At 58.7% G+C, this 26,063-nt stretch carries 21 protein-coding genes and 4 pseudogenes; 16 read left to right on the top strand and 9 right to left on the bottom strand.

Annotated elements, in window-relative coordinates; translation table 11 throughout:
* The first annotated feature begins 27 nt into the window (after positions 1–27).
* The gene (locus ABIE16_RS09290) at positions 28–1,053 is read left to right on the top strand and encodes an AraC family transcriptional regulator (RefSeq protein ID WP_429520942.1); all 1,026 of its coding nucleotides are present in this window, start codon (positions 28–30) and stop codon (positions 1,051–1,053) included.
* 79 nt (positions 1,054–1,132) lie between these two features.
* Here ABIE16_RS09290 and ABIE16_RS09285 read toward each other — a convergent pair whose 3' ends face one another.
* Positions 1,133–1,699, bottom strand: coding sequence for a nucleotidyltransferase family protein (locus tag ABIE16_RS09285; protein ID WP_057716607.1), 567 nt, complete (start codon positions 1,697–1,699; stop codon positions 1,133–1,135).
* A gap of 228 nt (positions 1,700–1,927) precedes the next feature.
* Between ABIE16_RS09285 and ABIE16_RS09280 the strand changes: the two genes are divergently transcribed.
* The 9 genes and pseudogenes from ABIE16_RS09280 to ABIE16_RS09240 all read left to right on the top strand — a co-directional run bounded on the left by ABIE16_RS09280 (position 1,928) and on the right by ABIE16_RS09240 (position 8,567).
* Complete coding sequence (locus tag ABIE16_RS09280; RefSeq protein WP_429520941.1) at positions 1,928–3,265, top strand: MFS transporter; 1,338 nt, start codon at positions 1,928–1,930, stop codon at positions 3,263–3,265.
* Positions 3,266–3,379: 114 nt separating this feature from the next.
* The gene (locus ABIE16_RS09275) at positions 3,380–3,916 is read left to right on the top strand and encodes an AAA family ATPase (RefSeq protein ID WP_429520940.1); all 537 of its coding nucleotides are present in this window, start codon (positions 3,380–3,382) and stop codon (positions 3,914–3,916) included.
* Positions 3,917–4,131: 215 nt separating this feature from the next.
* Positions 4,132–4,440 (top strand): annotated as a pseudogene (locus tag ABIE16_RS09270) (PAS domain-containing protein); the annotation flags it as partial.
* A 282-nt stretch (positions 4,441–4,722) separates the two neighbouring features.
* Positions 4,723–5,697: pseudogene (locus ABIE16_RS09265) on the top strand (methyl-accepting chemotaxis protein); the annotation flags it as partial.
* Between the two features lie 169 nt (positions 5,698–5,866).
* Positions 5,867–6,202, top strand: a complete 336-nt coding sequence (locus ABIE16_RS09260; protein ID WP_429520939.1) for a hypothetical protein — start codon at positions 5,867–5,869, stop codon at positions 6,200–6,202.
* A gap of 312 nt (positions 6,203–6,514) precedes the next feature.
* Positions 6,515–6,793 carry a DUF2790 domain-containing protein gene (locus ABIE16_RS09255; protein ID WP_057714874.1) on the top strand — a complete coding sequence of 93 codons (279 nt, stop codon included), beginning with the start codon at positions 6,515–6,517 and terminating at the stop codon, positions 6,791–6,793.
* Between the two features lie 277 nt (positions 6,794–7,070).
* Complete coding sequence (locus tag ABIE16_RS09250) at positions 7,071–7,724, top strand: hypothetical protein (RefSeq protein ID WP_057714875.1); 654 nt, start codon at positions 7,071–7,073, stop codon at positions 7,722–7,724.
* A 72-nt stretch (positions 7,725–7,796) separates the two neighbouring features.
* On the top strand, positions 7,797–8,003 hold the full coding sequence (locus tag ABIE16_RS09245) for a co-regulatory protein PtrA N-terminal domain-containing protein (RefSeq protein ID WP_057714876.1): 207 nt from the start codon (positions 7,797–7,799) through the stop codon (positions 8,001–8,003).
* Between the two features lie 111 nt (positions 8,004–8,114).
* The gene (locus ABIE16_RS09240; protein WP_057714877.1) at positions 8,115–8,567 is read left to right on the top strand and encodes a thiol-disulfide oxidoreductase DCC family protein; all 453 of its coding nucleotides are present in this window, start codon (positions 8,115–8,117) and stop codon (positions 8,565–8,567) included.
* A 113-nt stretch (positions 8,568–8,680) separates the two neighbouring features.
* Here ABIE16_RS09240 and ABIE16_RS09235 read toward each other — a convergent pair whose 3' ends face one another.
* On the bottom strand, positions 8,681–10,804 hold the full coding sequence (locus tag ABIE16_RS09235) for a TonB-dependent receptor (protein WP_159389902.1): 2,124 nt from the start codon (positions 10,802–10,804) through the stop codon (positions 8,681–8,683).
* 267 nt (positions 10,805–11,071) lie between these two features.
* Here ABIE16_RS09235 and ABIE16_RS09230 point away from each other — a divergent pair, with 267 nt between their 5' ends.
* The 3 genes from ABIE16_RS09230 (at position 11,072) to ABIE16_RS09220 (ending at position 15,080) form a co-directional block, all read left to right on the top strand.
* Positions 11,072–12,580: a PLP-dependent aminotransferase family protein gene (locus ABIE16_RS09230; protein WP_057714879.1), complete on the top strand. Its 1,509-nt coding sequence runs from the start codon at positions 11,072–11,074 to the stop codon at positions 12,578–12,580.
* Between the two features lie 112 nt (positions 12,581–12,692).
* A complete protein-coding gene (locus ABIE16_RS09225; RefSeq protein ID WP_218495897.1) occupies positions 12,693–13,763 on the top strand; it encodes a sugar phosphate isomerase/epimerase family protein in 1,071 nt (356 codons plus the stop codon).
* A gap of 51 nt (positions 13,764–13,814) precedes the next feature.
* Entirely contained in the window at positions 13,815–15,080 is a 1,266-nt protein-coding gene (locus tag ABIE16_RS09220) for an MFS transporter (protein WP_057714881.1), read from the top strand.
* A 66-nt stretch (positions 15,081–15,146) separates the two neighbouring features.
* Here the strand turns inward: ABIE16_RS09220 and ABIE16_RS09215 are convergent, their stop codons facing one another.
* The gene (locus tag ABIE16_RS09215; protein WP_429520938.1) at positions 15,147–16,937 is read right to left on the bottom strand and encodes an acyl-CoA dehydrogenase C-terminal domain-containing protein; all 1,791 of its coding nucleotides are present in this window, start codon (positions 16,935–16,937) and stop codon (positions 15,147–15,149) included.
* Positions 16,938–17,019: 82 nt separating this feature from the next.
* On the opposite strand from ABIE16_RS09215, the gene ABIE16_RS09210 reads away from it, so the two are divergent.
* Complete coding sequence (locus ABIE16_RS09210) at positions 17,020–17,937, top strand: LysR family transcriptional regulator (RefSeq protein ID WP_090455129.1); 918 nt, start codon at positions 17,020–17,022, stop codon at positions 17,935–17,937.
* Between the two features lie 90 nt (positions 17,938–18,027).
* On the opposite strand, the pseudogene ABIE16_RS09205 reads toward ABIE16_RS09210, so the two are convergent.
* Positions 18,028–18,366: pseudogene (locus tag ABIE16_RS09205) on the bottom strand (sensor histidine kinase); the annotation flags it as partial.
* Here ABIE16_RS09205 and ABIE16_RS09200 point away from each other — a divergent pair.
* Positions 18,357–18,455: pseudogene (locus ABIE16_RS09200) on the top strand (LysR family transcriptional regulator); the annotation flags it as partial. The pseudogenes ABIE16_RS09205 and ABIE16_RS09200 sit on opposite strands and share 10 nt — an antisense overlap.
* A 375-nt stretch (positions 18,456–18,830) precedes the next feature.
* Positions 18,831–21,779 (top strand): multicopper oxidase domain-containing protein, encoded by a 2,949-nt coding sequence (locus tag ABIE16_RS09195; RefSeq protein ID WP_429520937.1) that lies wholly within the window; start codon positions 18,831–18,833, stop codon positions 21,777–21,779.
* A gap of 268 nt (positions 21,780–22,047) precedes the next feature.
* On the opposite strand, the gene ABIE16_RS09190 is transcribed toward ABIE16_RS09195, so the two are convergent.
* The 5 genes from ABIE16_RS09190 to ABIE16_RS09170 all read right to left on the bottom strand — a co-directional run bounded on the left by ABIE16_RS09190 (position 22,048) and on the right by ABIE16_RS09170 (position 26,013).
* Complete coding sequence (locus ABIE16_RS09190; RefSeq protein ID WP_057714892.1) at positions 22,048–23,553, bottom strand: multiheme c-type cytochrome; 1,506 nt, start codon at positions 23,551–23,553, stop codon at positions 22,048–22,050.
* A 411-nt stretch (positions 23,554–23,964) separates the two neighbouring features.
* Positions 23,965–24,423: a MarR family winged helix-turn-helix transcriptional regulator gene (locus ABIE16_RS09185; RefSeq protein ID WP_057714893.1), complete on the bottom strand. Its 459-nt coding sequence runs from the start codon at positions 24,421–24,423 to the stop codon at positions 23,965–23,967.
* Positions 24,424–24,550: 127 nt separating this feature from the next.
* Positions 24,551–25,003, bottom strand: coding sequence for an Ohr family peroxiredoxin (locus ABIE16_RS09180; RefSeq protein WP_057714894.1), 453 nt, complete (start codon positions 25,001–25,003; stop codon positions 24,551–24,553).
* Between the two features lie 78 nt (positions 25,004–25,081).
* Positions 25,082–25,522: an Ohr family peroxiredoxin gene (locus ABIE16_RS09175; protein WP_150813192.1), complete on the bottom strand. Its 441-nt coding sequence runs from the start codon at positions 25,520–25,522 to the stop codon at positions 25,082–25,084.
* 284 nt (positions 25,523–25,806) lie between these two features.
* Entirely contained in the window at positions 25,807–26,013 is a 207-nt protein-coding gene (locus ABIE16_RS09170; protein WP_057714895.1) for a hypothetical protein, read from the bottom strand.
* Positions 26,014–26,063: the final 50 nt, after the last annotated feature.

Below are 26,063 nucleotides of genomic sequence, written 5' to 3'. Positions count from 1 at the left end.
CAACCTTTTCGCCACAGGGACATGGGCATGAGCTTTCGGGATTTTCTGCGTGGCCCGGCCAGCGCCTTGCTGCTGGTGGAGTTCGGCGTCGAAAAAGGCTTGGCTGCCGGCGCGATACTGGCCGGCTCGGGGCTGACGGCAGCGCAACTGGCCGACCCGAATCTGGAGCTGACTGCCGATCAGGAACTGCGGGTGACCGGCAATCTGTTGCAGTTGCTCGGTCATCCTCCGGGGCTTGGCTTCGAAATCGGTGCGCGCTATCACTTCTCGACCTATGGCCTGTTTGGTTACGGCCTGATCAGCAGCGCGACCACCGGGGATGCACTAGCCCTGGCACTGAGCTTTTTGCCGCTGACCTACGCATTCACCGTGGTGACCTATGAAGAGCAAGGCAGTGAAGGTGTGCTGACTTTCGCCACGCCCGGGCTGGCACCCGACCTGCGGGATTTTCTATTGACCCGGGACATGGCAGCGGGGGCGCTGTTGCTCAAGGAACTGGGGGGCGATGACTTTTCGCTGTCGCGCTTCACGTTGCGTGCCGATCCTGCTCACGAGTGCGATAACGACCGTTTATTGGGGCTGGCGCCTGTCTACGCAGCCAGCAGCAACAGCCTGGCCTTTGATCGTTCATTCCTTGTGCGCCCCTTGCCGCAAGCCAACGCCGTCACAGTGAGCATGTGCGAGCAGATGTGCACACAGTTGATGCAACGGCGAATCGCCCGTTCCGGCATGACGGCGCTGGTCCAGCACTACCTGACCAATACCGACGCGACGCCACCGGACCTTTGCGCCATGGCCCGCCTGATCCACGTCAGCACTCGCACCCTCAAGCGCCGCCTGCACGACGAAGGCACCACCTTCCGTGCCTTGCTGGCCGAGGCCCGAAGCCGCAGTGCCATCGAAATGCTCAACGACGAACGCCTGAGTCTCACCGAGATTGCCGATAGACTGGGGTTCAGTGACCTGTCGAGCTTTTCCCAGGCATTCAAGCGCTGGTATGGGGTAGCACCGAGTCATTTCTCGCTGCGAAAAAGCAGCAGCGGCGTGTGCTAGATGACGCACTCGGTATCGAATGTCCGTTAAGGGGGCGTTTGCAGCCCGATGCGACCGGCAGCAATCGGCTCCCCTCGATTCAACGTTGCTGTTCCACGATCCTGAGCCAGGGCCAGCGAGCCTGATAACTTCTCGCCTTCTGATCGAACAGCTCTGGCTTGAGATTCTTCGGGTTGATTCGAAGTAGCCCGTGCTCGGTGTCGGCCAGGCCGTTGGGCGCATAGACCTCACCCGTTTCGATATCCAGACCAATGCAGGTGCCGGCAATCAGGTAGCGATCTATCCCGTCTTTAGCCGACTGAAGCCTTGGATAATCCCCGCCAAAGCGCTGGCGGTACCACAGGTGGACACGGGCCTGATTCTTGATCTCAATGTTCACGTCGAGGTCCTGGAACAGACGCTGACCTGATTCGATGACCTCATTCTCAGCTTCCCATGACAGGTCATCATCGAAGTAAAAGACGTCGTAATCCTTCACGCCCCACTCTGGCGGTCGCTGTGCCTGTTGATTCCAGACGGCCTGGAACAGGCAGCCGGCCGTTAGCATGCACTGGTTCAAACCGAGCTCCGGCAAACGAGCGGAAATCTCTGCGTTTACCGGATTGGTCATTGCGATCCTGACCAGGCTTTCGACAGTCAATGTCATCTTCATCCCTTCTGATTGATCTAATCCCGGCGACCGACAATACCCTCAACGCTGTTCAAATTTGCAAAAAAGTCGCCCTTTTCTCTCCCTCGGCCAATCTGGCGCGAATCATGCCTGATGCAATGGCCTGAAGTCGGTACTGACTATGTGGGTGACACTTTTGAAGTGAACCACCTCAGTGCCTGCCACGATAATCGATAGCTTACTGACGAACTGTCGAGGTCAAGCATGACGAACGCAACTACGGAACAAGTCAGCCCACAAACACTGAGAAGAGTGATTGTGGCTGCCGGCATCGGCAATTTCGTCGAGTGGTTCGACTTTGCGGTGTATGGCTTTTTGGCCACGACCATCGCCCAGCAATTCTTCCCCAGCGGCGATGCCAGTGCCGCGCTGCTCAAGACCTTTGCGGTATTCGCCGTGGCCTTTGCGTTTCGGCCCCTTGGAGGGATTTTCTTCGGCATGCTGGGCGACAGGATCGGCCGCAAGCGCACCCTCGCGATGACCATCCTGCTGATGGCAGGAGCAACGACCTTGATCGGTCTGCTGCCCACTTATGCGGCAATCGGGGTCATGGCGCCGATTCTTCTGTCCCTGATCCGTTGCGCCCAAGGCTTTTCCGCCGGCGGAGAATACGCAGGTGCCTGTGCCTACCTGATGGAACATGCGCCGAGTGACAAGCGCGCCTGGTACGGCAGCTTCATTCCGGTGTCGACATTTTCCGCCTTCGCCGCGGCCGCCGTGGTGGCCTACGCGCTCGAGGCATCATTGTCGGCCGAAGCAATGGGAAGCTGGGGTTGGCGCCTGCCGTTCCTGATTGCCGCACCCCTGGGCCTGGTGGGGCTTTACCTGCGCTGGAAGCTCGATGAGACACCGGCATTCCAGGCGGTGACTCAGGAACATGCTGTCGCACATTCTCCACTCAAGGAAACCTTGCGCAACCATGGTGCGGCGATCTGTTGCCTGGGCGCTTTTGTGTCACTCACGGCACTTTCGTTTTATATGTTCACCACCTACTTCGCGACCTACCTGCAAGTGGCCGGTGGCCTGAGTCGCGCAACAGCCTTGCTGGTGTCACTGATTGCATTGCTGTTCGCTGCGGCGATCTGCCCGCTGGCCGGGCTGTATTCGGACCGGGTCGGGCGTCGAGTCACGGTGATGACCGCATGCGCGCTGTTGATCGTGGTCGTGTATCCATCGTTCCTGATGGCCAGTTCCGGTTCGTTCGCCGCGTCCATCGTCGGCGTCATGCTCCTGGCGATTGGCGCGGTGTTGTGTGGCGTGGTAACCGCGGCCTTGCTCTCGGAAACCTTCCCTACCCGCACTCGGTACACCGCCTCGGCGATCACCTACAACATGGCGTACACCCTTTTCGGCGGCACCGCACCGCTGGTGGCAACGTGGCTGATCAGCACCACCGGCAGCAACCTGTCACCGGCGTTCTACCTGATTGCGATTGCATTGCTCGCATTGGCGGGCGGGCTGGCATTACCGGAGACTTCAAGGATTTCCCTGCACGACGTTGCGGTGCAGGAGAAAGCCGAGGGCGTGGGCGCATCCGCCTGAAAACACGAAACGAGCCGGCCAGGCGTCAGGTGATCGAGGTCTCCCTCAGCGGCCGTTGACTGGCCGTCAAAACCCTGCACAATTGCCGGCTTTTTTCGCGACAGGACGTCACTCATGCAACGGATTGTAATTCTAGGCAATGCCGGTAGCGGCAAATCCACCCTCGCCCGCGCCCTTGGCAAGCGTCTGGGCCTGCCCGTGGTGCACCTCGATACCTTGTTCTGGGAGCCCGGCTGGATAGAACCCGACGCGGAGCAATTCCGCGCGCGGGTCAGCGCCGCGATCAAAGCGGATACCTGGATTTGTGAAGGCAACTATGCCCGGCGCACCTTTGACCTTCGCCTGCCCCGGGCCGACCTGATCATCTGGCTCGATACGCCGCGCCTGACCTGCTTCGCCCGAGTGATCATGCGCAGCGTCAGCAAGCGCCCTCGCCCTGACCTTGCAGCCGGTTGCCCAGAGAAGCTCGACCGGGCGTTCCTGACCTTTCTGAACTTTGTGTGGAATTTCGATCAGGGTTATCGCCCCGGTATCGAGGCGGTGCGCCTGACCACAGGCCCGCGGATTCCCGTGGTGCATCTGTGCAATAGCCAGCAGATTGCCGCCTTTCTCCATGGCTTGCCCGCAATGCCAGGCACCTGCCCTGTATAGAGGGCGCATGATTTCACATTGATATCGCCGATTTGTCATGAAATGAAAAGAAATTGTCGTCGAATGAATGGTCGATAGCCTCCCCCGTCCATAAATTCCTCTTCGGGCCCGCGCGTTGAATCCCCCGATCTGACGCCTTGCCCGGCTGGCGCAATGCCTGGGCGCATTTCTGATTTATATGCTCAACATAATAATAATCCGAGGGGTCGCATTGTATGCGTGTGAATTTACCCGTAACCGAGCATGAAAGAGTTTTCCCCACCGAACAGCGATTGATCTCCACCACCGATCTGGATAGCCGAATCACATACTGCAACGACGCCTTTGTTGCCATCAGCGGTTTCACCTACGACGAACTGGTGGGTCAGACCCATAACCTGGTTCGACACCCCGATATGCCACCCGGGGTATTCGAGCATATGTGGCACACCATCAAGCAAGGCAAACCCTGGATGGGTATTGTGAAAAACCGCTCGAAGAATGGTGATTTCTATTGGGTCAGTGCCTACGTCACGCCCATCTATGAAAACGGACGCATGAGTGGCTACGAGTCGGTCCGCTCGGTGCCCAGCCGCGACCAGGTGCGCCGGGCATCAGCGCTCTATTCCAGGATGCGGGCCGGCAAGCCGATCGTTGCGCGCAGCGCGCGGATTTTCCGGCCACTGCGACAGGGGTGGCCATTATTGATGGCTGGCGGAGTTTCACTGCTCGGTAGTCAGTGGCTATCGACAACCGCGGCACAAGGGGTCCTGATCGCGAGCCTTGGCGTTGCCTGGTACCTGATCGAGTCCCGAAATCGCAAGGCCATCGAGCGTACCCTGGCCGAGCATCCGAAAGCCTTTTCCGATCCGTTGGTCGCCCTCACCTACAGCGATAACCACGGCCCCCAAGGGCAACTGGACATGGCCATGGTCAGTGAGGAAGCGCGCCTGCAGACAGCCCTGAGCCGGCTCGTCGATGCCGGGGTCAATGTCAAGGCCAAGGCGGCGCAATCATCCGAACTCTCAGGTTCCCAGGCGCAGTCGCTTGATCGTCAGCGCAGTGAAACCGATCAGTCTGCCGCCGCCATTTCACAGATGGCCGCCACCATTCAGGAAGTCACGCAGAACGTCATCAGCACCGCACATGCCGCGTCGGAGGCTGACCAGTTGACCCGTGACGGTAGTGAGTTGGCCCGGCAAAGCCTGAGCGCCATGAAAACCATGCATGAGGCGGTCAACGAGATTGGCCAGGCGGTCGATGCATTGGCGAGCGAAACGCAATCGATCGGCAGTGTCGTGGATGTCATCACCTCCATTGCCGAACAGACCAACCTGCTGGCGCTCAATGCGGCCATCGAGGCGGCCCGGGCAGGTGAGCAAGGTCGCGGTTTTGCCGTGGTTGCCGACGAGGTGCGCTCCCTTGCACAACGCACCCGCACCTCCACCGAACAGATCCACGGCATCATCGCTTCACTGTATGCCGGTGCCGATCGCGCCGTATCAACGGCCAATCGTGGCGAGCAGATTTCCCGCGAAAGCATGCAAAGTGTCGAGGCGGTGCAGTCGGCGTTGGTCGGCATCAGCCAGGCCGTCACCCGGATAACCGGCATGAGCCAGCAGATGGCCTCGGCGTCTGAAGAACAAAGTCACGTGGCTGAAGATATCAATCAGCAGATCACCCGTATTGCCCAACTGTGCGACCACAGTGCCGGGCAGGCCAAGCAAGGCGCCGCGATCAGCCAGGATCTGGAAGTCATGGCCGATTATCTGCACAGCCTGGCCGAACGTTTCAGCCGATAGCCATCAGTGCCTGTTGACCATCTTGCATCCGGACAACAGGCAGCCTCAGTGGAAAACAGCGACGCGTCCCTCAACGCCCCCAGTCCCAATGATAGAATCCTGTTTTGAAAAAGGAGTTTCATCTGTGGAGGCTGGAAAAATGAGTTGCCCTTATTGCGCGGAAGTCATCATGGCTGAAGCCATTCTATGCAAGCACTGCCAATCCGACCTCAGGCAGAAAATACAAATCCCGCCTGGGCGGCCACTACCGTCAGAAAAGAGAATGGGCCCTGTCAGCAAGGTCCTGATCGGAACCATTATCGCCATCACCTTGTACCTGGCTTTCGGCTCTTCTTTCAGTAACAGGTCGCAAGACAAGGAAATGATGCAGGCCCGAGATGCCGTCGAACTATGCCGCCAGGAAGTAAACAGCTACTCCGGCCCTGCAGTCGGGAAAAGCATAATCGTAGAAACTTGTCAGAAGCTTGAAGACGAATTCCGTAAGGGTTTTGGCGACGCACTATAGGAAAAACCGATTACGAAGCCCGCCATTGAGCGGGCTTTTTTGCCTTTGGCATCAGGCAACAAATCACTGATTCACCCAGCATGAAAATCCATCATGACATGTTATGACATCGTTCAAAAACGGACTTTGGTCAACAAATACGGGGTTAAAAGGACGAATGGTCGAGAGGCGTCAAGCGTGGGGAATTGCCGGGAGTTTGCAGCCACTACAGGCTTTTCAGGCAGGCACGTTCGTCGCGGTAAGGTGAACTTCACTTACTCAACGTGTCACATTAGGTCCCCGTCAAGCGAACTTCAGTGGAGGTATAGCCTTATGAGCATGGCCACAATTGTCAGTGCCGTGATTTCCAGTCTCGCACCCAGTGTCTTTGACCAGAACAACCTGCAAGAACCCGGCGCGCATGTTTCAGCCGTCGATTATCACTACGGTATGGACATCGATGTGAAACAGGTACTGCAGCGCACCGATACATCCGACAAGACCGGCGTAGTACCAGTGACTGTGGTCTACCTGGACAGCCAGGGTGAGCTTCACAAGATCCGTTTCCTCGAATGGGGTGCAAGCCCTGCCAACCCCACCAGCATTGCCTGATCCGCTCGTCGATCGGATTCCGGGCCTCACCGCCCCCCCAGAAGCGGAAGTTAAACCTCCCATGCACTCAGTGCGATTGAGGTTTTTTGTTACCTGAAAATGGACATGATCGAATGACTAGACGTTCATTCGAGAAACTCACTTTTATCTTGGTGGCTTAATGTCGCAAGATTAATTGATAACAATTGCTGGATCTAAATGGCAGTCAGCAACGGTAAGTTCCAATCAAGCCGTGCACAGAGCCAAGTTGATTCACTATTGAAACCAAGAGGTCACCATGGAACTTAGTATGTTCTCTTCGTCCACCGTGGAATATGTGCGTTTAGGCGTTGTATATTTTCATCTTATCGCCTGCTGCGTAGCAATCGGGCTGGTATTGACCAGCGACATTGCAATGGTCAAGCAACTCCTGAAGGGAGATGCGTCAGGCCACCACGATGACGCGCACATGGAAAGCCTTCAAAAAACCGTAGTGCTTGCACTTGTAGCGCTTTGGATTACGGGCATTGGTATTGTCGGGATCGATTATGCCGGCAAGGGGATGGAATATTTCCTCAATCCAAAATTGCAAGCCAAAATCGGCATAGTTGTGCTGTTGACCTTTAACGGTTTCCTGTTGCATAGCGCGGTATTGCCGGCGCTGAAAAAAGCCGGTTCGTTACTCAAACTCTCCTTCAGCTTGCGCATGCTGGCGCTGTTCTCCGGCGCCCTCTCTGGCGTGTCGTGGTTCTATGCCGCCATGCTGGGTGTTGGTCGTCCGCTGGCCTGGAAGTATTCGCTGGTGGAGTTGCTGGCAGCCTATCCGGTACTCATCGTCGGTGGTTTCGGAGCGATGGTACTGCTCACCACCTGGGCAAAAAGCAGAGACACCGAAGCACGTAGGGACCAAGGCACCTGGTCACCAGGAAACGCCGCCCTGGCTGGATGGTGAGACAAGGAAGTTCAGCTTTAGCCAAAAAAACCATTTTTAGCAGTTCGTAAAATGTCACTTGAGGATACCCAAATGAAATCCATGAAAGCCCTTTTCGTAATCGCCGCTCTGACCGCTTCTTCTCTGGCGATGGCCACAGGTGGTGGTGACAAGACGTTCAATCGCATGGAGTCGGCCCGAAAAGTCTCGATGGAGGCCTTCCAGGTTGCACAGAAACAGAAGGCTGAAGCCGCTGTCGCTGAAAGCAAAGCCAAGGCTGCCAATCACACCAACAGCTGATCGATGTAGCCTGTCCTCCCGGCTGACAGAAATGTGCAGCCTCAAGCCTCGCTAGCAGTACCCAAGGTGTTGCTAGCGCCGGTTTAACCGAGATCCCTTGGACCCACGCCTATGCCAGTCTCGCAAACCCGCCCCTCACCCGCGCCGTTGCTCAAACCGGGAGAGACGGTGGTTTTGTTCGACGGTGTCTGCAAGCTATGCAATGGCTGGGTGAGATTCTTGATTCGCCATGACCGCCAGCGGCGCGTGCGGTTGGCGGCGGTTCAGTCACCCGAGGGGCAGGCTCTGCTCGCATGGGCAGGTTTGCCCCTGGATCAGTTCCACACCATGGCGGTGATCCGCGACCGACACTACTGGGAGCGTTCGCAAGCATATTTCGAAGTCATTGCCCAGTTGCCCGCACGCTGGCACCCCGTGCTTCTGTTGCGCATTTTTCCTCGCACGCTTCTGGATTGGGCATACGACCGCATTGCGCTTAATCGTTATCGGCTCTTCGGGAAATACGACACATGCCTGTTGCCGGACCCTGATCATGAACAGCGCTTTTTGAAAGCCCCCCTGTGAACGCCCTCATGCGCATTAACCGGATCGCCCTGAGGAACCGGCTATCGCTTCAGGAGACAATCCCCTCAAACAAACGCCCGACAATGCCGGGCGCCCGTTCTTCAGGTCTGTACTCAGAAGCGATAGTTGGTGCTCAGCTCCAGCGTCCGTGGGGCACCGGGTGTGATCAGATCCACTGAGCCATGCGCCGAAGCGTAATAGTCCTTGTCGAAAACGTTGCGCAGACGCAGGGCCATGTCCCATTTCGGCTCGTTGTACAGCAGCGCGGCGTCCACGGTTGTGTAAGCCGGCATGACCACATTGTTATCCAGCGCGGTATAGCGATCATCGACATAGTTGGCCCCCATGCCCACACGCCAGGTTTGCGTCAGTGAACGCACCAACCACAGGTTGGCGCTGTGGCGCGGCGTCAGAGTGGGCACCTGCCCTTCGTTGGCGACCCCGTTGGTAAAGCTGTTGGACTTGGTGATTTCGGCATCCAGAAAGGCGTAACCGGCATAGACCTGCCATTTGTCACTCAACTGCCCGCTGGCGGTCAGCTCAAGACCGTCGGTGCGCTGCTCACCCGCAAGCACCAGTTTGGTCGGGTTCGCCGGATCGCTGGTTTTCATATTGGTGCGTTCCAGACGGAACAGCGCCGCGGTCAACGCCAGGCGATTGTCGAGCAGGTCCCACTTGCCGCCGATCTCGAAGTTGGTGGTTTCCTCTGGTTCAAGATCCTGGTTCGTCGTGCTCAGGGCGAACATCTCGGCGGAGGGTTGGTAGGAGCGGCTCACCGAGACGTAATAGGACTGCACTTGATCAGGCTGGTAGACCAGACCGACTCGCGGACTCCAGGTCGTATCGGTGCGGGACAGCTCGCTGTGCGTCAGGTCATCGGCGTACTCCTGGTCGAACACGTCGTAACGCACACCCAGCAGTGCCTTCCACTGTGGCGCCAGTTCGATCAGGTCCTGTACGTAGAAGCCGGCGGTGTCCTGGGTGTTGGTACCCTTGGCGGTTTGCCGGTTGGCCTGGAACGGCACGTCGACCAAGGCATCGCGGTACACCGGCACCCGGGCCACATTGGATTGGCTGAATACGGACTGGTCCTTCACCTGGCGCCCCAACTCCACACCATAGAGCAGGTTATGGTTCATCCCGGCAAGCACGGCGCGCTGCTTGAGTTCGGTCTGGTTGAACCACCCGTCCTCCTTGCGCTGCACGTTGCCGCGGTTGAGTTTTACCAGCAGTTCACCATTGGGAGCAGTGACGAAACGTGTCGGGCTGGAGTCAGCGAGTGTGTTGTTGCGATCCAGGTCGTAGTGGTAGTAACGACTGGTATTGCTCAGGCTGAAATCGTCGTTGATCCGGTAGTCGACACCCGCCGTGAACGAGAACACTTCGCTACGGGTGTAGTCATCATCCGGGTCGGCGGCACCGAAGCGCTTGTCGCGGTCCACATCGACCGGTCGGTCGCCTCGTGCCGGGATGCCGAAGTCAATCAGGCGCTTGTCATACAGATAGGTAGCACCCAGGTCCAGTTCCAGATCATCCGAGAGCTTGAAGTAGGCCGAAGGCGCGATGGCCTTGCGGTCGGTGTAGCCGTCATCCCGGAAGGTGTCACTGTTCTCCAGCGCGCCTGTCACACGAAAGGCTTTATTGCCCTGCTGCTGATCGGCCCAGCCGGCATCGAACTGAGTGCGTTTTTCGCCCTCGCTGTCGACGCTGACGCCGACCTCCTGCTTGGGTGCGAAGTTGGGTGTCTTGCTGATGCTGTTGATCAGCCCCCCCGAAGAGCCTCGGCCATAGAGCACCGCAGCCGGCCCCTTGATCACTTCCACCCGCTCGACGTTGGACAGATCCCGGAAGTACAGCGCATCGTCGCGAATGCCGTCGACATACATGTCGCCAATGGCACTGAAACCACGGATGGTGACCTGATCGCGCTGACCGTCACCATTGGACAGGCCGATACCAGGGACGTTCTTCAGCACGTCCTCCATCGACCGCGCCCCCTGATCCTTGATGACGCTCTGGGGAATCACATTGACGGTTTGCGGGATATCTCGCAGAGGGGCGTCGATCTTTAGCGCGCTCCTGCTCTCGGTCGACATGTAGCTCTGCTCGCTGTACTCACTGTTCACAGCGGTTGCCGGTAGGGTTAGAGCAGACTCCGTTTCTGCCTGTAACTCAGGTACAACCAGAACACCCAGCAACGACAGAGAGGCTGGGTAAATGCGCGATCGAGCCACCATGGACACCTTTGTTTGAATTATCGCGCGAATAATAACGATTATCTTTTGTAAGTAAATACATATCATTCCTATATGCAACTCAGAACGATCGTCTCAATTTCATGGGCGGTCGACAGAAGCGTTAGTGCAATGCCGTACTCGGCAGCCATATTATTGAGACACTGACGCTGTGGTGGATGACTTATCCAGCACCCCTCGATACCCTTTCGCCCCCGGGTGCCTGACGGCAATTCAGGTCAAACCACACTTCATCCAGACGAACCAAAAATGAAATCCTCCGCAGGTTTGCTGTTGTCAGGTATCGAGCTGGACCGTGCCAGTTCCATCCCCTTGTACCGCCAACTCTACTTGCAGATTCGCAAACAGATCCTCAGTGGCAGGATTCAGGGAGGCGTGCGCCTGCCCTCCACCCGGACCCTGAGCAAGGAACTGCAGCTGTCGCGAATCAGCATTCTCAATGCGTTCGATCAACTGATTGCCGAAGGTTTTCTGACGTCGAGGACCGGGGCCGGGACCTATGTCGGCCATGAATGGGAAAGCCGTGGTATTGAAGACGATGAACACAAGCGCCAGCCCCCTCGCCTGTCCGACCTGAGCCAATCCATGCTGTCATTGCGCAGCGATCATTTTCGCGGCGTTTCCTATGCCGACTGGGCGACCGGCAGCCCGACCTCGTTCCTGCCCAGCCACAGCGCCTACGATGCATTCCCGCAATCGGTCTGGAAGCGGCTGTTGAACCGTCACCTGCACAAGCCGACCAAGGCCATGCTCGGTTATGGCGAACTGCAGGGATTGCTGGCCCTGCGCGAGGCGATTGCCGAGTACGTCTTCGATGCCCGTGGCATCGATTGCACTGCCGATCAGGTGGTCATCGTGTCCGGCGCCCAGCAAGCCTTCAACCTGCTGGGCATGCTGTTGCTCAATCCGCAGGACAGTTTCTGGATGGAAGATCCGGGGCATATTGCGGCGCGAATTGCGCTCCAGGCCCAAGGTGGTCAGGTCGTGCCGTTGCGTATCGACGAACAGGGGATCGATGTCCGGCAAGGCCTGGCTTTGTGTCCTGACGCCCGCCTGGTGTTTACCACACCTTCCCGTCAGCATCCCTTGGGCGTCACCATGAGTTATGGGCGACGCCAGGAACTCATCGACTGGGCCGCCCAGAATCAAAGCTGGATCATCGAGGACGACTGCGACAGTGAATTTCGCTACAACGGTCGCCCCCTGCCGGCACTCTATGCCATGGACCAATGGGCCCGGGTCATCTACGCCGGAACCTTCAGCAAAGTGCTCTTCCCCTCGCTGCGACTGGGTTACGTGATATTGCCGAACGCCTTGATCGAACCCTTCTGCACCCTGCGGGCGGTCATGGATCGCAGCCCGCCCACGCTGCTACAGGCCGCCACGGCGGACTTCATGCGCGAAGGCCACTTTCTCGGCCATATTCGTCGAATGCGCGCCCTGTACCAGGCTCGCCAGCAGGCACTGGTCGAACAACTGCAGAAACGACTGGGCTCTTTCTTCAGGATCACGCCGGTGGAAGCCGGCATGCACCTGATCGCCTGGTTACCCGCGCATCTCGATGACGACGCCCTGGCCAGGGAACTCGGCCAGCATGACATTCATACCTATCCCCTGAGTGACTACTGCGTCGAACATGTCTTGCCACCGGCGCTGTTGATCGGTTTTGCCAGCACCCCCGAGGACCAGGCCCAGGCGCGCGTCGAAGCACTGGCCCAGGCCTTGGACAAAATGGGCTACCTGCAACCGGCCACTTGACCCAAGGCAAGTGGTCTTATGATTTAACTGATAATGGATCTATCGAGAGTTCCTGACTGGCGCGATAAAGGCTGCGCCGGTAGACCCGGTGTCTGAACCAGGAACGACTCGAATGAACAATAAGATCCAGGAACGATTCAACGCCTTGCTCAGCCATAAGGCTGTCGAGGCCGGAACTCCCCCCGTACTGACTGAGGCACTGGCCCGCCGGTTGCTCGACCGACTGGCACAGTTGCGCCTGTTTGCCCATGCCTACCCCTTGCTGACCAACCTGACCCACGGCCGTGTCACCCCTGGCGACCTGTTGGACTTCGCCTATCGCCACGAACTGCAGGGCCTGAGCCTGCACCTGCTCGACGGTGAGGAAAACAGCCTCAGTCAAATGACAACCGCGCAGCTTCTGGCGTTCGCTGCCAAGGCCAATGCACTGGGGCTGGATGTGCATCTGGAAATCAGCAGCACGCTGAAAAAAGATGTCGATCAAGTGATCGCCATTGCCAAGACGCTGGGCACCCGCAACATCCGTGTCTACTCACGCTACGAAGGGGCGCTGTCCCGGGTCATGGACGTGATCGAGTCAGACCTGCACTACCTCGCGCAACAGGCAGACGAGCACGACCTGTTCTTCGACTTCGAACAGCATGAAGAACTCAAGAGCGCCGAAATCGCGCAACTGCTGAACCGGCTGAACCACCCTCGCCTGCACGCGCTGTTCGACTTCGGCAACATGATCAATGCCTGCGAGCAGCCCCTGGCGGCACTGCGCACCCTGGCGCCGCACATACGCCAGACCCACCTCAAGGGTGTGCGCATCGTGCCTGAACAAAACGGCTTCGGGCATTACGGTGTGCTGCAAGGCTGTGACGAAGACGACCTGCCCAACGCACGCATGTTGTTCGAATTGCTGATGCTCGGCGAATCATCCCCGCAAGTGATCGCCTTCATCCTGGAGCAGGAAAACCACTACGTCGCCCCGGCGTTCCGCCAGCTCGACGAAGCCGCCGACCCGTTCATTGCGTACCGGGAAATGAGTGAAACAGCGCTGCCGGAAGGCTTCTCGCTGGAGCGAATGCTGGCCGATGAGCACCGTTGGGCAAACAACCAGGTCGCCTACGTACGAGGTCTGCTGGCCGAGTTCCGCACCCTGGCCGAGTTGACCCTGGCCCATTGCGCTAACGCCTGAACCTGACGTGCCGACCGGCACTGCCTACCCAATAACGCCTGGAGAACAATAATGACATCCCAAGACAAGGCCAAATGGCTCAGATTCCTGATTCTCATCCTCGGTGGCGGCACCATCTACAAGCTGGCGAATCTCAAAGACGCCTTCTACATCCCCATGCAAGAATTCATGGGGCTGTCCCACACTGAAATCGGCGTGCTGCTGAGCGCCAACGCCATCATCGCCACTGCGCTGTTCGTGGTGGGCGGCATGCTTGCCGACCGGTACGACACGCGCAAGCTGATCCCCCTTGGCTTGATCGGTACCGGCGGCCTCGGGCTTTACCTGGCGACCTTCCCGCCCTTCAGCAATCTGCTGGTGGTGTTCTGCCTGCTGGCCGTGTGTGCCGACTGCCTCTTTTGGCCTTCGCTGCTCAAAGCCATCCGCAACCTTGGCGACGATAAGGAACAGGGTCGCCTGTTCGGCCTGCTCGAAGGCGGGCGTGGCGTCATCGATACCCTGGTCGCCTTCTCTGCGCTGGGCGTCTTCGTCGCCATGGGCTCCGGTGAAAACGGTCTGAAATCGGCGATCCTGTTCTACTCGGTCATCGACATTCTTGCCGGTACCCTGACCTGGCTGCTGCTCAAGAGCGGCAAAACCCAGTCGACCGTCAAGCCGAAGAACGGGTTGTCGAACCTGTTCGAGGCCATCAAGGTGCCGGGCATCTGGCTGGTCAGCCTCAACGTGTTCATGGTCTACATCGTGTACTGCGGCCTGACCTATTTCATTCCCTACCTCAAGGAAATGTACGAGCTGCCGGTGGCCCTGGTGGGCGCCTACGGCATCATCAACCAGTACTTCCTCAAGATCCTGGGCGGCCCTGCCGGTGGCTTCATTGCCGACAAACAGTTCAAGAGTTCCAGCCGCTATCTGAAGTGGGCATTCCTGGCGTTGTTGCCGCTGATGGGTGTAATCATGCTCATCCCGAAAAGCCCGGATTTCATCTACGCAGGCATGGCGGCCACCCTCTCCTTCGCGCTGATTGTCTTTTCCATGCGCGGCGTGTTCTGGGCACCCATGGGTGAAGTCGGCATTCCCCAGCACATCACCGGTTCAGCCTTCGGGATCGGTTGCCTGATCGGCTATGCGCCCGGCATGTTCGCCTACGTCATCTATGGCGCCATCCTTGATCACTTCCCGGGTCAGCAGGGCTACAACTACGTGTTCTCGTTGATGAGCGTATTGGCCATTGTCGGGTTCATGGTGTCCAGCCTGCTGTATCAAGCGGTCCGCAAGAATGCCACGATCACTGGCAAGGTCAGCGCCGCGCAAGCCTGAACATAGACGGTGCATGCAGTGCGGCGGTAACCGGGGTCTCTCGGTTACCGCCGCACTGTGCTGCCATCAAAAGGCGAAATCGGCCTCGTCCATGGCCATCAGGCAATGGGCTCCGCCCCGCAGGCTTTCGCGGTGGCCACTGGCACGGGGCAGCACCCGGCGCCAGTAGAAATCCGCCGCTTGCAGCTTGGCCCGATAGAACCCGGGTTCGTCGGTACCAGCATCCAGTGCCGCTTGGGCACGCACAGCCGCCTGTAACCACAGCCCGCCCACCAGCACGTAAGCGCTGTACGCCAGGAAGTCCACCGACATGGCGCCGATTTCCTGCACATCACGCCGACACGCCTCGACCACCTCGGTACCCAGTTCACGCCACTCGGCGAGACGCTGCTGCATTGCCTCGACCATTTGCCTCAGCGCTGCTTGCGAGCCGGCCGCGTCGACATGCACGGCCAGCTCATCGATCAAGGCGCCCAGTTCCGTTGCGCCGTCGCCCAGCACCTTGCGCCGCAGCAGATCCAGCGCCTGGATACCGTTGGTACCTTCGTATAGCTGAGTGATGCGGCTGTCACGCATCAATTGCTCCATGCCCCACTCGCGGATGTAACCGTGGCCGCCGTACAACTGAACGCCCAGGCTGGCGACTTCCTGGCCGACGTCGGTAAAGAAGGCCTTGACGATCGGAATCAGCAGCGCTGCCCGACGACTCGCCTTCTGGCGAGCCTCGGGTTGTGGGTCGCCGTGTTCGAGGTCCAGTTGCAGTGCGGTGTAGGCCGCGAGCAAGCGGCAGCCTTCGCTCAAGGTTTTTTGCGTCAGCAGCATGCGCCGAACATCGGGGTGCACGATGATCGGGTCGGCGCTCTTGTCCGGCGCCACCGGGCCGCTGATGGCCCGCGATTGCAGGCGCTCACGGGCATAAGCGAGGCCACCCTGGAAGGCGGCCTCGGCGATGCCCAGTCCCTGCAAGCCAACCTGGAAGCGTGCATCGTTCATCATGGTGAACATACAGGCCAGCCCCTGATTCGCTTCACCGATCAACCAGCCTTGTGCGCCGTCGAAGTTCATCACGCAGGTGGACGCGCCCTTGATGCCCATCTTGTGTTCCAGTGCGCCACAGCTCAGCGAATTGCGCGGCCCAGGAGTTCCATCGGCAGCGGCAATGAACTTGGGAACCAGGAACAGGCTGATGCCCTTCACCCCGGCCGGTGCATCCGGCAAACGGGCAAGGACCAGATGAACGATGTTGGCGGTCAGGTCCTGCTCGCCACCACTGATGAAAATCTTGCTGCCGCTGACCTGATAGCTGCCGTCGGCTTGAGGTTGGGCACGGGTTCGCAGCAGGGCAAGGTCGGTACCGGCCTGGGGCTCGGTGAGGCACATGGTACCGGACCATTCACCGCTGACCATTTTCTCCAGGTAAGCCTGTTTGAGCGCCTCGCTGCCATGGCGATGCAGAGCCAGCACCGCGCCTTCGGTGAGGCCGGAATAAATGCGAAACGACAACGAGGCGGCCATCAGCATTTCGTGGAAGCTGGCCGAAATCAGCTGCGGGAAACCCTGGCCGGCGAACTCCAGCGGTCCGGTCATGCTCGCCCAGCCGTTATCAACGTACTGCCGGTAGGCGTCGCGAAATCCCTCGGGCGTTGTGACGTGGCCGTCGATCAACTGACAGCCCTGCTCGTCACTGTTGCGGTTCAGCGGCGCGACCACTTCGGCGGCGAAGCGGGCAGCTTCTTCGAGGACGCCGTCGATGGTTTCCCGATCCAGCCCATTGTTCAACCGTTCACAATGGCCGCTGACATCGAACACTTCGTGCAGCACAAAACGCATGTCGCGCAGGGGAGCTTGATAATTCATGTCGGCCTCATGGGTTGGCGCAGTGGAAAAGATTGCCGTCACCCTAAGCAGGCGCCTACTATCTTTGAAATTTCATTTTCATATGCCTGGTATTTGTAATTTGAATTTAAAAAGCTTCGATCTGAATTTGCTCCGCGTCCTCGATATGCTGCTGCGCGAACAGAACGTGTCGCGAGCGGCCGAGCGCCTGGCCCTCAGCCAGCCCACCGTCAGCAACGCCCTCGCCCGCCTGCGTTCACTGTTCGACGATCCCTTGCTGGTGCGGGTTGGCCGCCACATGCAACCCACCTCCCGGGCGCTGGCGCTTGAGGGGCCGATTCGCGCGGCCTTGCAACAGATCGAACAGACACTCAATGCCGGGGAAACCTTCGACCCACGCCTGAGCCAGCAGCAGGTGCGCATCGCCCTGACCGACTTTGTCGAGCAGTTGTGCATGCCGCCCTTGCTGGCACGCCTGGGAGAGCTGGCGCCAAACCTGCGTATCGACGTTGCTCACCTGGCCCCCAGCCTTCCTGCCGAGCTGCTGGATCGGGGTGAACTGGACATGGTTCTGGGACGCTTCGAAGAAGTGCCGGCGCGTTTCACCCGCCGGGCCTGGCACAGCGAAACCCTGCGGCTGGCCGTGCGCAAGCAGCATCCGCTGGCACACGACACACTCACACTGGATGACTTTCTGGGGCTGCGCCATCTCTGGGTGAGTGGCGGCCAGTCGCGGGGCATGGTCGACCAATGGCTGGGCAAGCAAGGCCTGTCGCGCAAAATCGTCTACACCACGCCCAACTACCTGCAGGCGGCTCACCTGGTCGCCCATTCAGATTTGAGCGTCGTCCTGCCGACCCAATTGGCCAATCAATTCGCGCAGTTGCTACCGCTACAGGTGTTCGAACTGCCCTTCGACGTCGGCTCGTTCCACCTCGAACTGGTGTATCTGGCGCAACGCCAACATGAGCCGGCGCTGGCGTGGCTGATCGAGCAAATCCTGGCGGTGCGGCCGGCCTGAACGGACGCCCGGTATGACGCTTGCCTGAGCCAACGCCAGGGGTTTGCCGAAGTGATTTTTCGGTTGCGCCAGACAACACCAGGAACAACGTCAAGAGCGACGAATTTCCAACGTAGCGCGTAACCCTCCAGGGCTGCGGTTCTCCAGTTTGATCTGCCCGCCAAAGCGATCGGCAATGGCCTTAACGATAGTCAGCCCCAACCCTGCACCCTGATGATTTCCGCTGCTGTAGAAACGCTCGAAAAGCCGTTCACGATCCTGCTCATTGATGCCCGGCTCCTCATCTTCGACTGTCAGTTCGTAGCTATTTTCCTTTTCTACGAGCCTGACGGTGATCACTCCGTGCCGGGGAGAGAAATTCGCCGCATTGGTCACCAGGTTGTTCAAGGCAATATCGATCGCAGCGGGGTCGACTCTGGTTACACCTATCCGCCCGCGTGCGCAGCCTGATCGATTTCTTGGTTGAGCGTTTCAGGCACATTGACCACCTGGATGAAATGGCAGGCCTGCACGACTGAGCGGCTTGGGCTCGCAGTCACTTCTGCCAACAGCGGGCACCGATGAAGTCGGGACGAATGAAAGCAGCCGGTCATCGATACCTTCAGAAAACAGCCACTTCTCCTGCCCAGACACCCCGCACAATCGCACCCTTTATTGGGGGATATTCCCCGTCATCGGGGTATTCATCCTGGCTGCCCATACGCCAGCTTGAAGCCCGCGGACAAGGGGGGGGCGTGGCGTAGAGCCATTAGTCACCCCCTGTCACTTTCGGCGGGAAATTTGCATCGTTCCCATCCCGGCTCGCAATCAAACGTTTCGCCAGCCGGGCCAGGAGCCGTGGCTCGTTGCTCATCTATTGCCACGCTCCGAGGAACCCGTCAGAGGTGTTTGCGATGAAACTGGATACCGGAAGGTTGAATCCTAGTCTTTTGTCCAAAACCAGGCTGGCGCTGAGTATCTCTGCTGCCGCGATCATGTTGGGGCTGGGCTTGTCCCAGACCCAGGCAGTCCCCCTCGACAACACCGATCCCCCGCCTCCTACCGACCCATCGGCGTTCACCAATCCGCCCGCCGACCCCAATGCCGCATTGAGGGACTTGCTCAAGCAGCCTCCCGCAAACGTCGGCGCCTTCGACTTACCCAATGGTGTGGCCGGTAACCGCCAGACCCCCTTGGTCGACAATGTGCTGCCACCCGATCTGCAACCCAGCTTCAATATCCCCACCAACGGTAATGCCAGCCCGGTGTTCGGGGTTCAACCGTTCACACAGAAGCTCGAGCTTTTCGAGGAGTTCGGCTCGAACAAACTGGATGCGGCCGACCCTCCATCACCTGTTCCGTTTCCGGTTCCGACGCTGGGCCCCGCACCGGCGCAGGATCCCTTGAAGGTGGCGCGTAGCGGCCCGTCGCCGGCTGCGCTGGATGCCTTTCTCAGGCAGCCAGCTTTGACGCCCTTCCCGACAGAGTTCTCCAATGTACTGGACCGCAACCCGTGGAAGGCGCAGATCGAGGATTTCCTCAATCGCCGAGTCGATTCGCCCGCAGAAGGCCGGCCACCGGGAAAAGGTTGGTCGCACCAGCGTTTCAATGAGTTTTTCCCGCGCAACGCCTTCAAGACTGTGCAATCAGGCGCGCACGTCAACAGCGGCTTGCGTGATCGTATGCAACGGCATAACTACGCCGTGGGGGAATTTGCGCCAGGCGGGCTCTATCACAACACCAGCGGCAACCCGGCCAACGAGGGCACAACCAAGGGCATACAAGTGCAATTTCACGACAACTTCCCTGTCCAGGACCATAATGCGCTGTGGACATTCGACGGCACCTTTCCGCCCAAACTGCTGCAAGTACGCTATGGCCAGGCGATGCTGATGCGTCATTACGATGCCTTGCCCATTGACCCATCGGCCAACCGGGGCTTTGGCCTGCACACCATCTCCACCCACGAGCATAACGGCCACTCGCCTGCGGAAAGCGATGGCTTTGCCAACGCGTTCTTCTTCCCGGGTCAGTACTACGACTATCGCTGGCCGATCCAGTTGGCCGGCTATGACAGCATCAATACCAGCGCTCAGGATCCGCGTGCGGCGTTCCCGTGCGACCCCGGTGAAGAGCTTTTCGTCAACGACGCCAACCCCGGCTTCAAGACCTGCGACCGCGGCACCATCAAGATCCGTGGCGACTGGCGCGAAACCATGAGCACCCACTGGTTCCACGACCACATGCTCGATTTCACCGCGCAGAATGTCTACAAGGGCAACGCCACGATGATGAACTACTACAGCGCCGTGGATCGTGGCAACGAGTCGGTCGACGACGGGGTCAACCTGCGCCTGCCCAGCGGTTCGGGGCTGGGGTGGGGTAACCGCGACTATGACGTCAACCTGACGATCGCCGACAAGGCCTGGGACAAGGCCGGCCAGTTGTGGTTCAACCCCTTCAATACCGACGGTTTTCTCGGTGATCAGGTCCTGACCAACTGGGAGTACAAGCCCTTCCTGGACGTGCGTGCCCGCCGCTACCGTTTGCGCATTCTCAACGGATCGGTTTCTCGCTACTTCAAGCTGGCGTTGGTGCGTCAGGTCAATGGTAATGGTGGCGAGTTTCCTGGCCCGAAAAGCTCCGGGGTTTCATACAACCGGGTGCCGTTCCACATGATTGCCAACGACGGCAATATCATGGAGCACGCAGTGCCGTTCGATGGCAGCCTGGACCTCGATGGCGACGGCGACACACAGGACCACAATGCCATTTTGCCGATACAGGGCATTGCCGAACGCTATGACATCGTCGTCGACTTCGCGAAAAACGGCATCAAGCCGGGCGACAGGATTTTCTTCGTCAACATCGAGGAGCATGAAAACGGCAAGCGTCCCGAACGTGACATTCCATTGGCGGATGTACTCTCCGGGAAGTACCTGCCCGTTGTCAGGCAAACCAGCCACGGGCCACAGTGGGTCAACGGTGACCCGGGCGTGGGCGTGTTCATGCAACTGAACGTCCAGCCTTACACCGGCCAGGATGTCAGCATGAATCCGGTCGACTTCGAGCCCGCCAAGCCTGGCAAGCCCGAGGGCAAGTTCATGATCCCCCTGCCCTTGCACCGTGATGACCCTGCCGATATCGCCCGGCTTGCCCAGGCGCGGCACCGCACCTTTATCTTTGGCCGCTCCAACGGCACGGATTTCAAGCCCTGGACGATCAAGACCGATGGCGGCGAAGGCTTCAACATGGACCCGCGCCGGATTTCAGCCGCACCACAACTGGCCACTGGCCCGACACCGGCAGGGTTCAAAGGTGAAGGCACGCTGGAAATCTGGAAGATCGAGAACGGCGGCAATGGCTGGAGTCACCCGGTGCATGTGCACTTCGAGGAAGGGATCATTCTCACTCGAGGTGGCAAGACACCACCCGAATGGGAAAAAGGGGCGCGCAAAGATATCTACAATATAGGCCGTCATCCTGAGAGCCTCGACAATGTCGAAATGGCCATCCGCATCCGTGAGTTTGCCGGTACCTACATGGAGCACTGCCACAACACACAGCATGAGGACACGTCGATGCTGCTGCGCTGGGACTCTGAGCACCCGGGCCAGTTCCAATTGATGCCCACTCCATTGCCAAGCTGGGACGGCGTGAGATTCGTGGCCTCGGTTGCGTTACCGACATTCCGTACGGGAGATGGTGTGGGGCCACAGGTCGAGGTCGACAATAACCAGGAAGATGGCAGTGGCAGTGGCAGTGGCAGCGGCAGCGGCAGCGGCAGCGGCAGCGGCAGCGGCAGCGGCAGCGGCAGCGGTAGCGGTAGTAGCGGCAGCGGTGTTAGCGGAGGCAAAGGCTAGCGTCGTCTCTGCTCAACTACCTGAGCAATGCGGTGAAGTTGACCGAGCGTGGGCACATCCTGGTTGAGGTGTGCCTGCGCCAGGTCGGCTTGAAAGTCGACGGTGCGGACATGGTTGGCAGACTTCGACGGGGACTGGGCCACCACAGTCTGCATGTTGATTTGCTGCGCAGTTACCAGCCCCACAAGACCCATTTGCTATAGCGCGAGTTACTGGATGCAGTGGCTGTCCGTGACGCGTTACCTGTTCGACGATGGTAATGACATGTTCATTCTTTGTAGTAAGCGCTAGCGTCGTCGAGTTTCAACTTCGCGGGTACCACTCGCTTCGCCGTATCGGATCCGGTCGACAGGGGTACGCTCTGCGTGACATTGGCCATCCGGGTGATTTCCACCTGCAGCTTATCCTTGCCGAGCAGATAGTCGGCCAGCTTCTGGGAAAACGGCCAGTAGTTCAGATCGGCTGTCAGGGTCAGCGGTCCGACGGCGTCGGCCGGCACCAGGAAGGAGAACTCCCCGATATTGTAGCCCTTGGGCAGAATGCGATTGTCCGAGAGTATCTGCGTGGCATTCCAGACCTCGACGTCCAACGGATTGCCGTTCTTGTCGCCTATGTGCACTTTGAAATTTCGCGTGTTGACTTCGGTCTTGCCGTCCTTGATCGAACCCAGGCGATAGAGCTCGCGACCACTGGCATCCTGCACCCGAAAATCGATCCACATCTCCCGCCCCTCGGGAAAGCCGGTTGGCAGCTTGTGCCCGGCGCCGACGTTGGTCACTTTGACGGCTACCGAGGCGTATTGTCCGGGAATGATGGCGGCCGGCAGTTGCTGGAACGTTATTTGCGCCGCGCGCGCGAGCATGTCGCGTGCGCGTTGCGCGCCCTCCTCCTGACCAAGATGCTTGAGCATCGTCGCGTTGGCTCCGCTGAACCAATGCGAGGCCACCTCCTTACGGTCTGGCCCCATGATCGCGGCCTTACCCGCAAAGCCCGGCATGTGGCAACTCTGGCAGGTCACATTGTTAAGGCTGTACGTGCTCTCCTGCCATTCGTCATAAGTGCGCTCCACCGCCACGCTGCTGAACGGGTGCGTGACGTTGTGGCAGGTGCCGCAAAAGTCCGAGCGCGTGTGCAGAGCGGAATACACGGTGTCGTGATAAGGCGAAACGGCATCCTTGCGCGGGCCGAACTTGGTCGGTTTGCCGTGCGCTCGCGGGCTCAGAACATAGGCGCCGTTATCGAGGCCCGTGCGGGCACTGATGTTGTGGCAGGTGTCGCAATCGACCCCGGGCATCGGATGATTCTTCGCACTGTCTTCAATCGAGGAGCGGTTGACTTGCGAAGTGATCTGCCCGGTGGTGAGACCGATCGGGGTATGGCAGCCGGTGCAGAAGTTATCGACCTTGCCCTCGGTGGCCGCGCTCGCACGCTTGAGCAAGGCCCGATAGATGGGCTCATCCCAGGCCTGGGACATCATCGACGAGCGCCACTGCCTGTAGATCTCCGTATGGCAAGCGCCACAGACCTGGGCATTGTCGAAGTCCTTCACATTCAAGACCAGGTTGCCGGTGGTATTGGCCCGATGCGGAAAGAACGGCATCGCGCCAATCACATGCATGAGCCTGGAGCGTGCCGGCTCCAGCCACTTCTCATTGTTTTGATTGTCATCGCCCTGAAGTTCGTCAGCCGCCACCAGCGTTACCGTCAGCAGGCAGGTTAGAAAGCACAACCGGTGCAGTGCTACCTGCGCGCACGTATGTCTGGAGTGGCTCATAAGCATTTCCCCTGGACGGTTGCAGAGGATGACTGCAGTACTTCTATTGAGTGAGCCCGGTATTGAGAAGCCTGGGCTACTTCGTGATGCAAACCGATGGCTACAGGCAATCACTCAATGGAGTACTGACAGCTCCACAGCATCCCGGCCCTGCACCTTGCATGAACGGGACAAGCTCACTTAGCAATTACTCTGCCAGCGTTGTATTAAATAGGCATGGTGACCTGAAAGATCCGCAAACATTGGCCAGCGATTGAAGTAACCGGCTAATGAAGATGCGAATACCGCTGAGCAAAAGCCCCCATTAGTGGGGGGCTCACTCCGAATCGGGGGGTGTCAGACGGGAGGGCCAGGGTTTCTCTGCGGGGTGCGCCTCGCAAATCCGGGGCCACTCACTTTACTCGATACGACTTACTCTCTGTCCTTGGTCGATCGAATGAGATTGCCCCGTAACTTCACAATGGCCTTCTGCATCTGCACGAAGTCGTCGGGATCAAGACCGGTTTGCGGGAAGCCGTCTTCGGTGAGACCTTCGCGCAGTTTTCGCCCCTCTTTGGTCAGACTGATCCGCACCTGGCGTTCGTCTTCCGGGTCGCGCTGGCGCATTAAATAACCCATCGCTTCCAACTTCTTCAGGATCGGCGTGAGGGTATTGGATTCGAGAAACAGCTTTTCGCCGAGGCTGCCAACGGTCTGGTTGTCTTCCTCCCACAGCGCAACGAGGGTGATGTATTGCGTATAGGTCAGGCCGAGCCGTTCGAGCATCGGCTTATAGGCCTTGCCGAAGGCCAGGTTGGTGGAATAGACCGCAAAACACAGGAAGTCGGTGAGTTTGAGATCCAGGGCGGATGTCTTGTCGGTGTTTTTCATGGGCGTTCTCCTGGCTCAATCTTGCGAGACCGAAACTATACGTCGTACGCGATGGTATCGGAAGTGCGTATAAACGCCGACGGCCAGCTCACCGGGGAAATCCCCGGTGAGCTGGCCGTGCAGTGGGTTATGCCGTCAGGACGTTGATGTCGACATCAATGTTGCCGCGTGTGGCCTTGGAGTAAGGGCAGATTGCATCGGCGTTGTGGGCCAACTCGGTTGCCACTCCCTGGTCCAGCCCCGGCACCCGCAAGGTCAGTCGGGCCTGGAGGAAGTAAGCTGCGCCGGTCTGACCCAGGTCCACTTCAATGTCGACGGCGGTGTCGGTCGGCAGTGTCACCTTCATCTGTTGGGCGGCCAGCCCCACCGCTGCGATGTAGCAGGCCGACCAGGCTCCGGCGAACAGTTGCTCGGCTTTCGGGTGCGGCTGGACGGCGGTGAGCACGTGTGCCGGTGTATCGCTGCCGGGGGACGACAGCACGATATCGAGGTTGCCATTATGACCGCGCGAGGTGTTGCCCGCGCTGTTATGAGTGGTGTGGGTTTTGCCGCTGGCCAGTACTTTTTCGATCTTGCTCATGATGATTCCCTCAGGATTACAGTGAGTTATGTTCGTGCACGCTTTTATCGCATGCGATATTAGTGACGCATCCAGGCATCACGCCGTAATCACGTTCAGGGCAACGTCGATATTGCCGCGTGTGGCTTTGGAGTAAGGGCAGATGGAGTCGGCAATGTGCGCCAGTTCGGTCGCGACATCGTGTGCCAGCCCTGGCACTCGCAGGGTCAGTCGGGCCTGAAGGAAATAGGCCAGACCAGTCTGGCCCAGGTCCACTTCGATGTCGACGGCCATATCCGTCGGCAACACGATATTGCGCTCCTGGGCCACCAGCCCCACTGCCGCGGTGTAGCAGGCAGACCAGGCACCGGCAAACAGTTGCTCGGCTTTCGGGTGCGGCTGTGTAGCGGTAAAGACGTGGGCCGGCTGGGCGGAACCCGGTGACGACAGTTCGATATCGAGGTTGCCGTTGTGACCGCCGACACCGCTGTGGGTGGTGTGGGTTTTGCCGGTTGCCAGTACTTTTTCGATCTTGCTCATGGGGACTTCCTCAGGATTTGATTTTTCGTGCGATTATATCGCATGCGATATTTATGACATTTAAAAAGACAACGTTCATCAATTGGCGTGTGCAATGATCCAGTTGTTGCCGTTTTGGCCATGGGAAGCGTGAGCGGTTGAGATAAACATTGTGCGGCGGCTTCCGGTGTTCATGGCTGAGTCTCCAAACGGCAGGGGTTGTCGCTATCTTTAATCGCTATCTTTAATCGCTATCGATTAAATCGTATACGATTAATGAATATTCAACCAAAGCCCCAATGATGTCAAAGTTTATTTTGTGCCTTGCCGATGAGCGGTAGACGCGAGATCAACCTCGCTACCCTCTCCCTTGCGGAAAGGATGATGGGCTTCTCACCGTCCGGCCCTCCGGAGCCCCCGGTTACGCGCATCGGATCGCTTTCACCCATGACGATCAACGCTTTGGCGCTGAAGTGAAATGGACGTTTTTCACTCGAAAAAAAACCGGCCATTCGAGCCGGTTCTTTGATTTCCTGAGCCCCACACGCAAAAAACCCCCTCA

Origin of the sequence: Pseudomonas sp. 2725, assembly GCF_050434585.1 — a bacterium.
In the GTDB taxonomy this organism is placed as follows: domain Bacteria; phylum Pseudomonadota; class Gammaproteobacteria; order Pseudomonadales; family Pseudomonadaceae; genus Aquipseudomonas; species Aquipseudomonas jessenii.
Note: the sequence above shows the minus strand (reverse complement) of the source record. Positions and strands in the feature narration are given on the sequence as shown.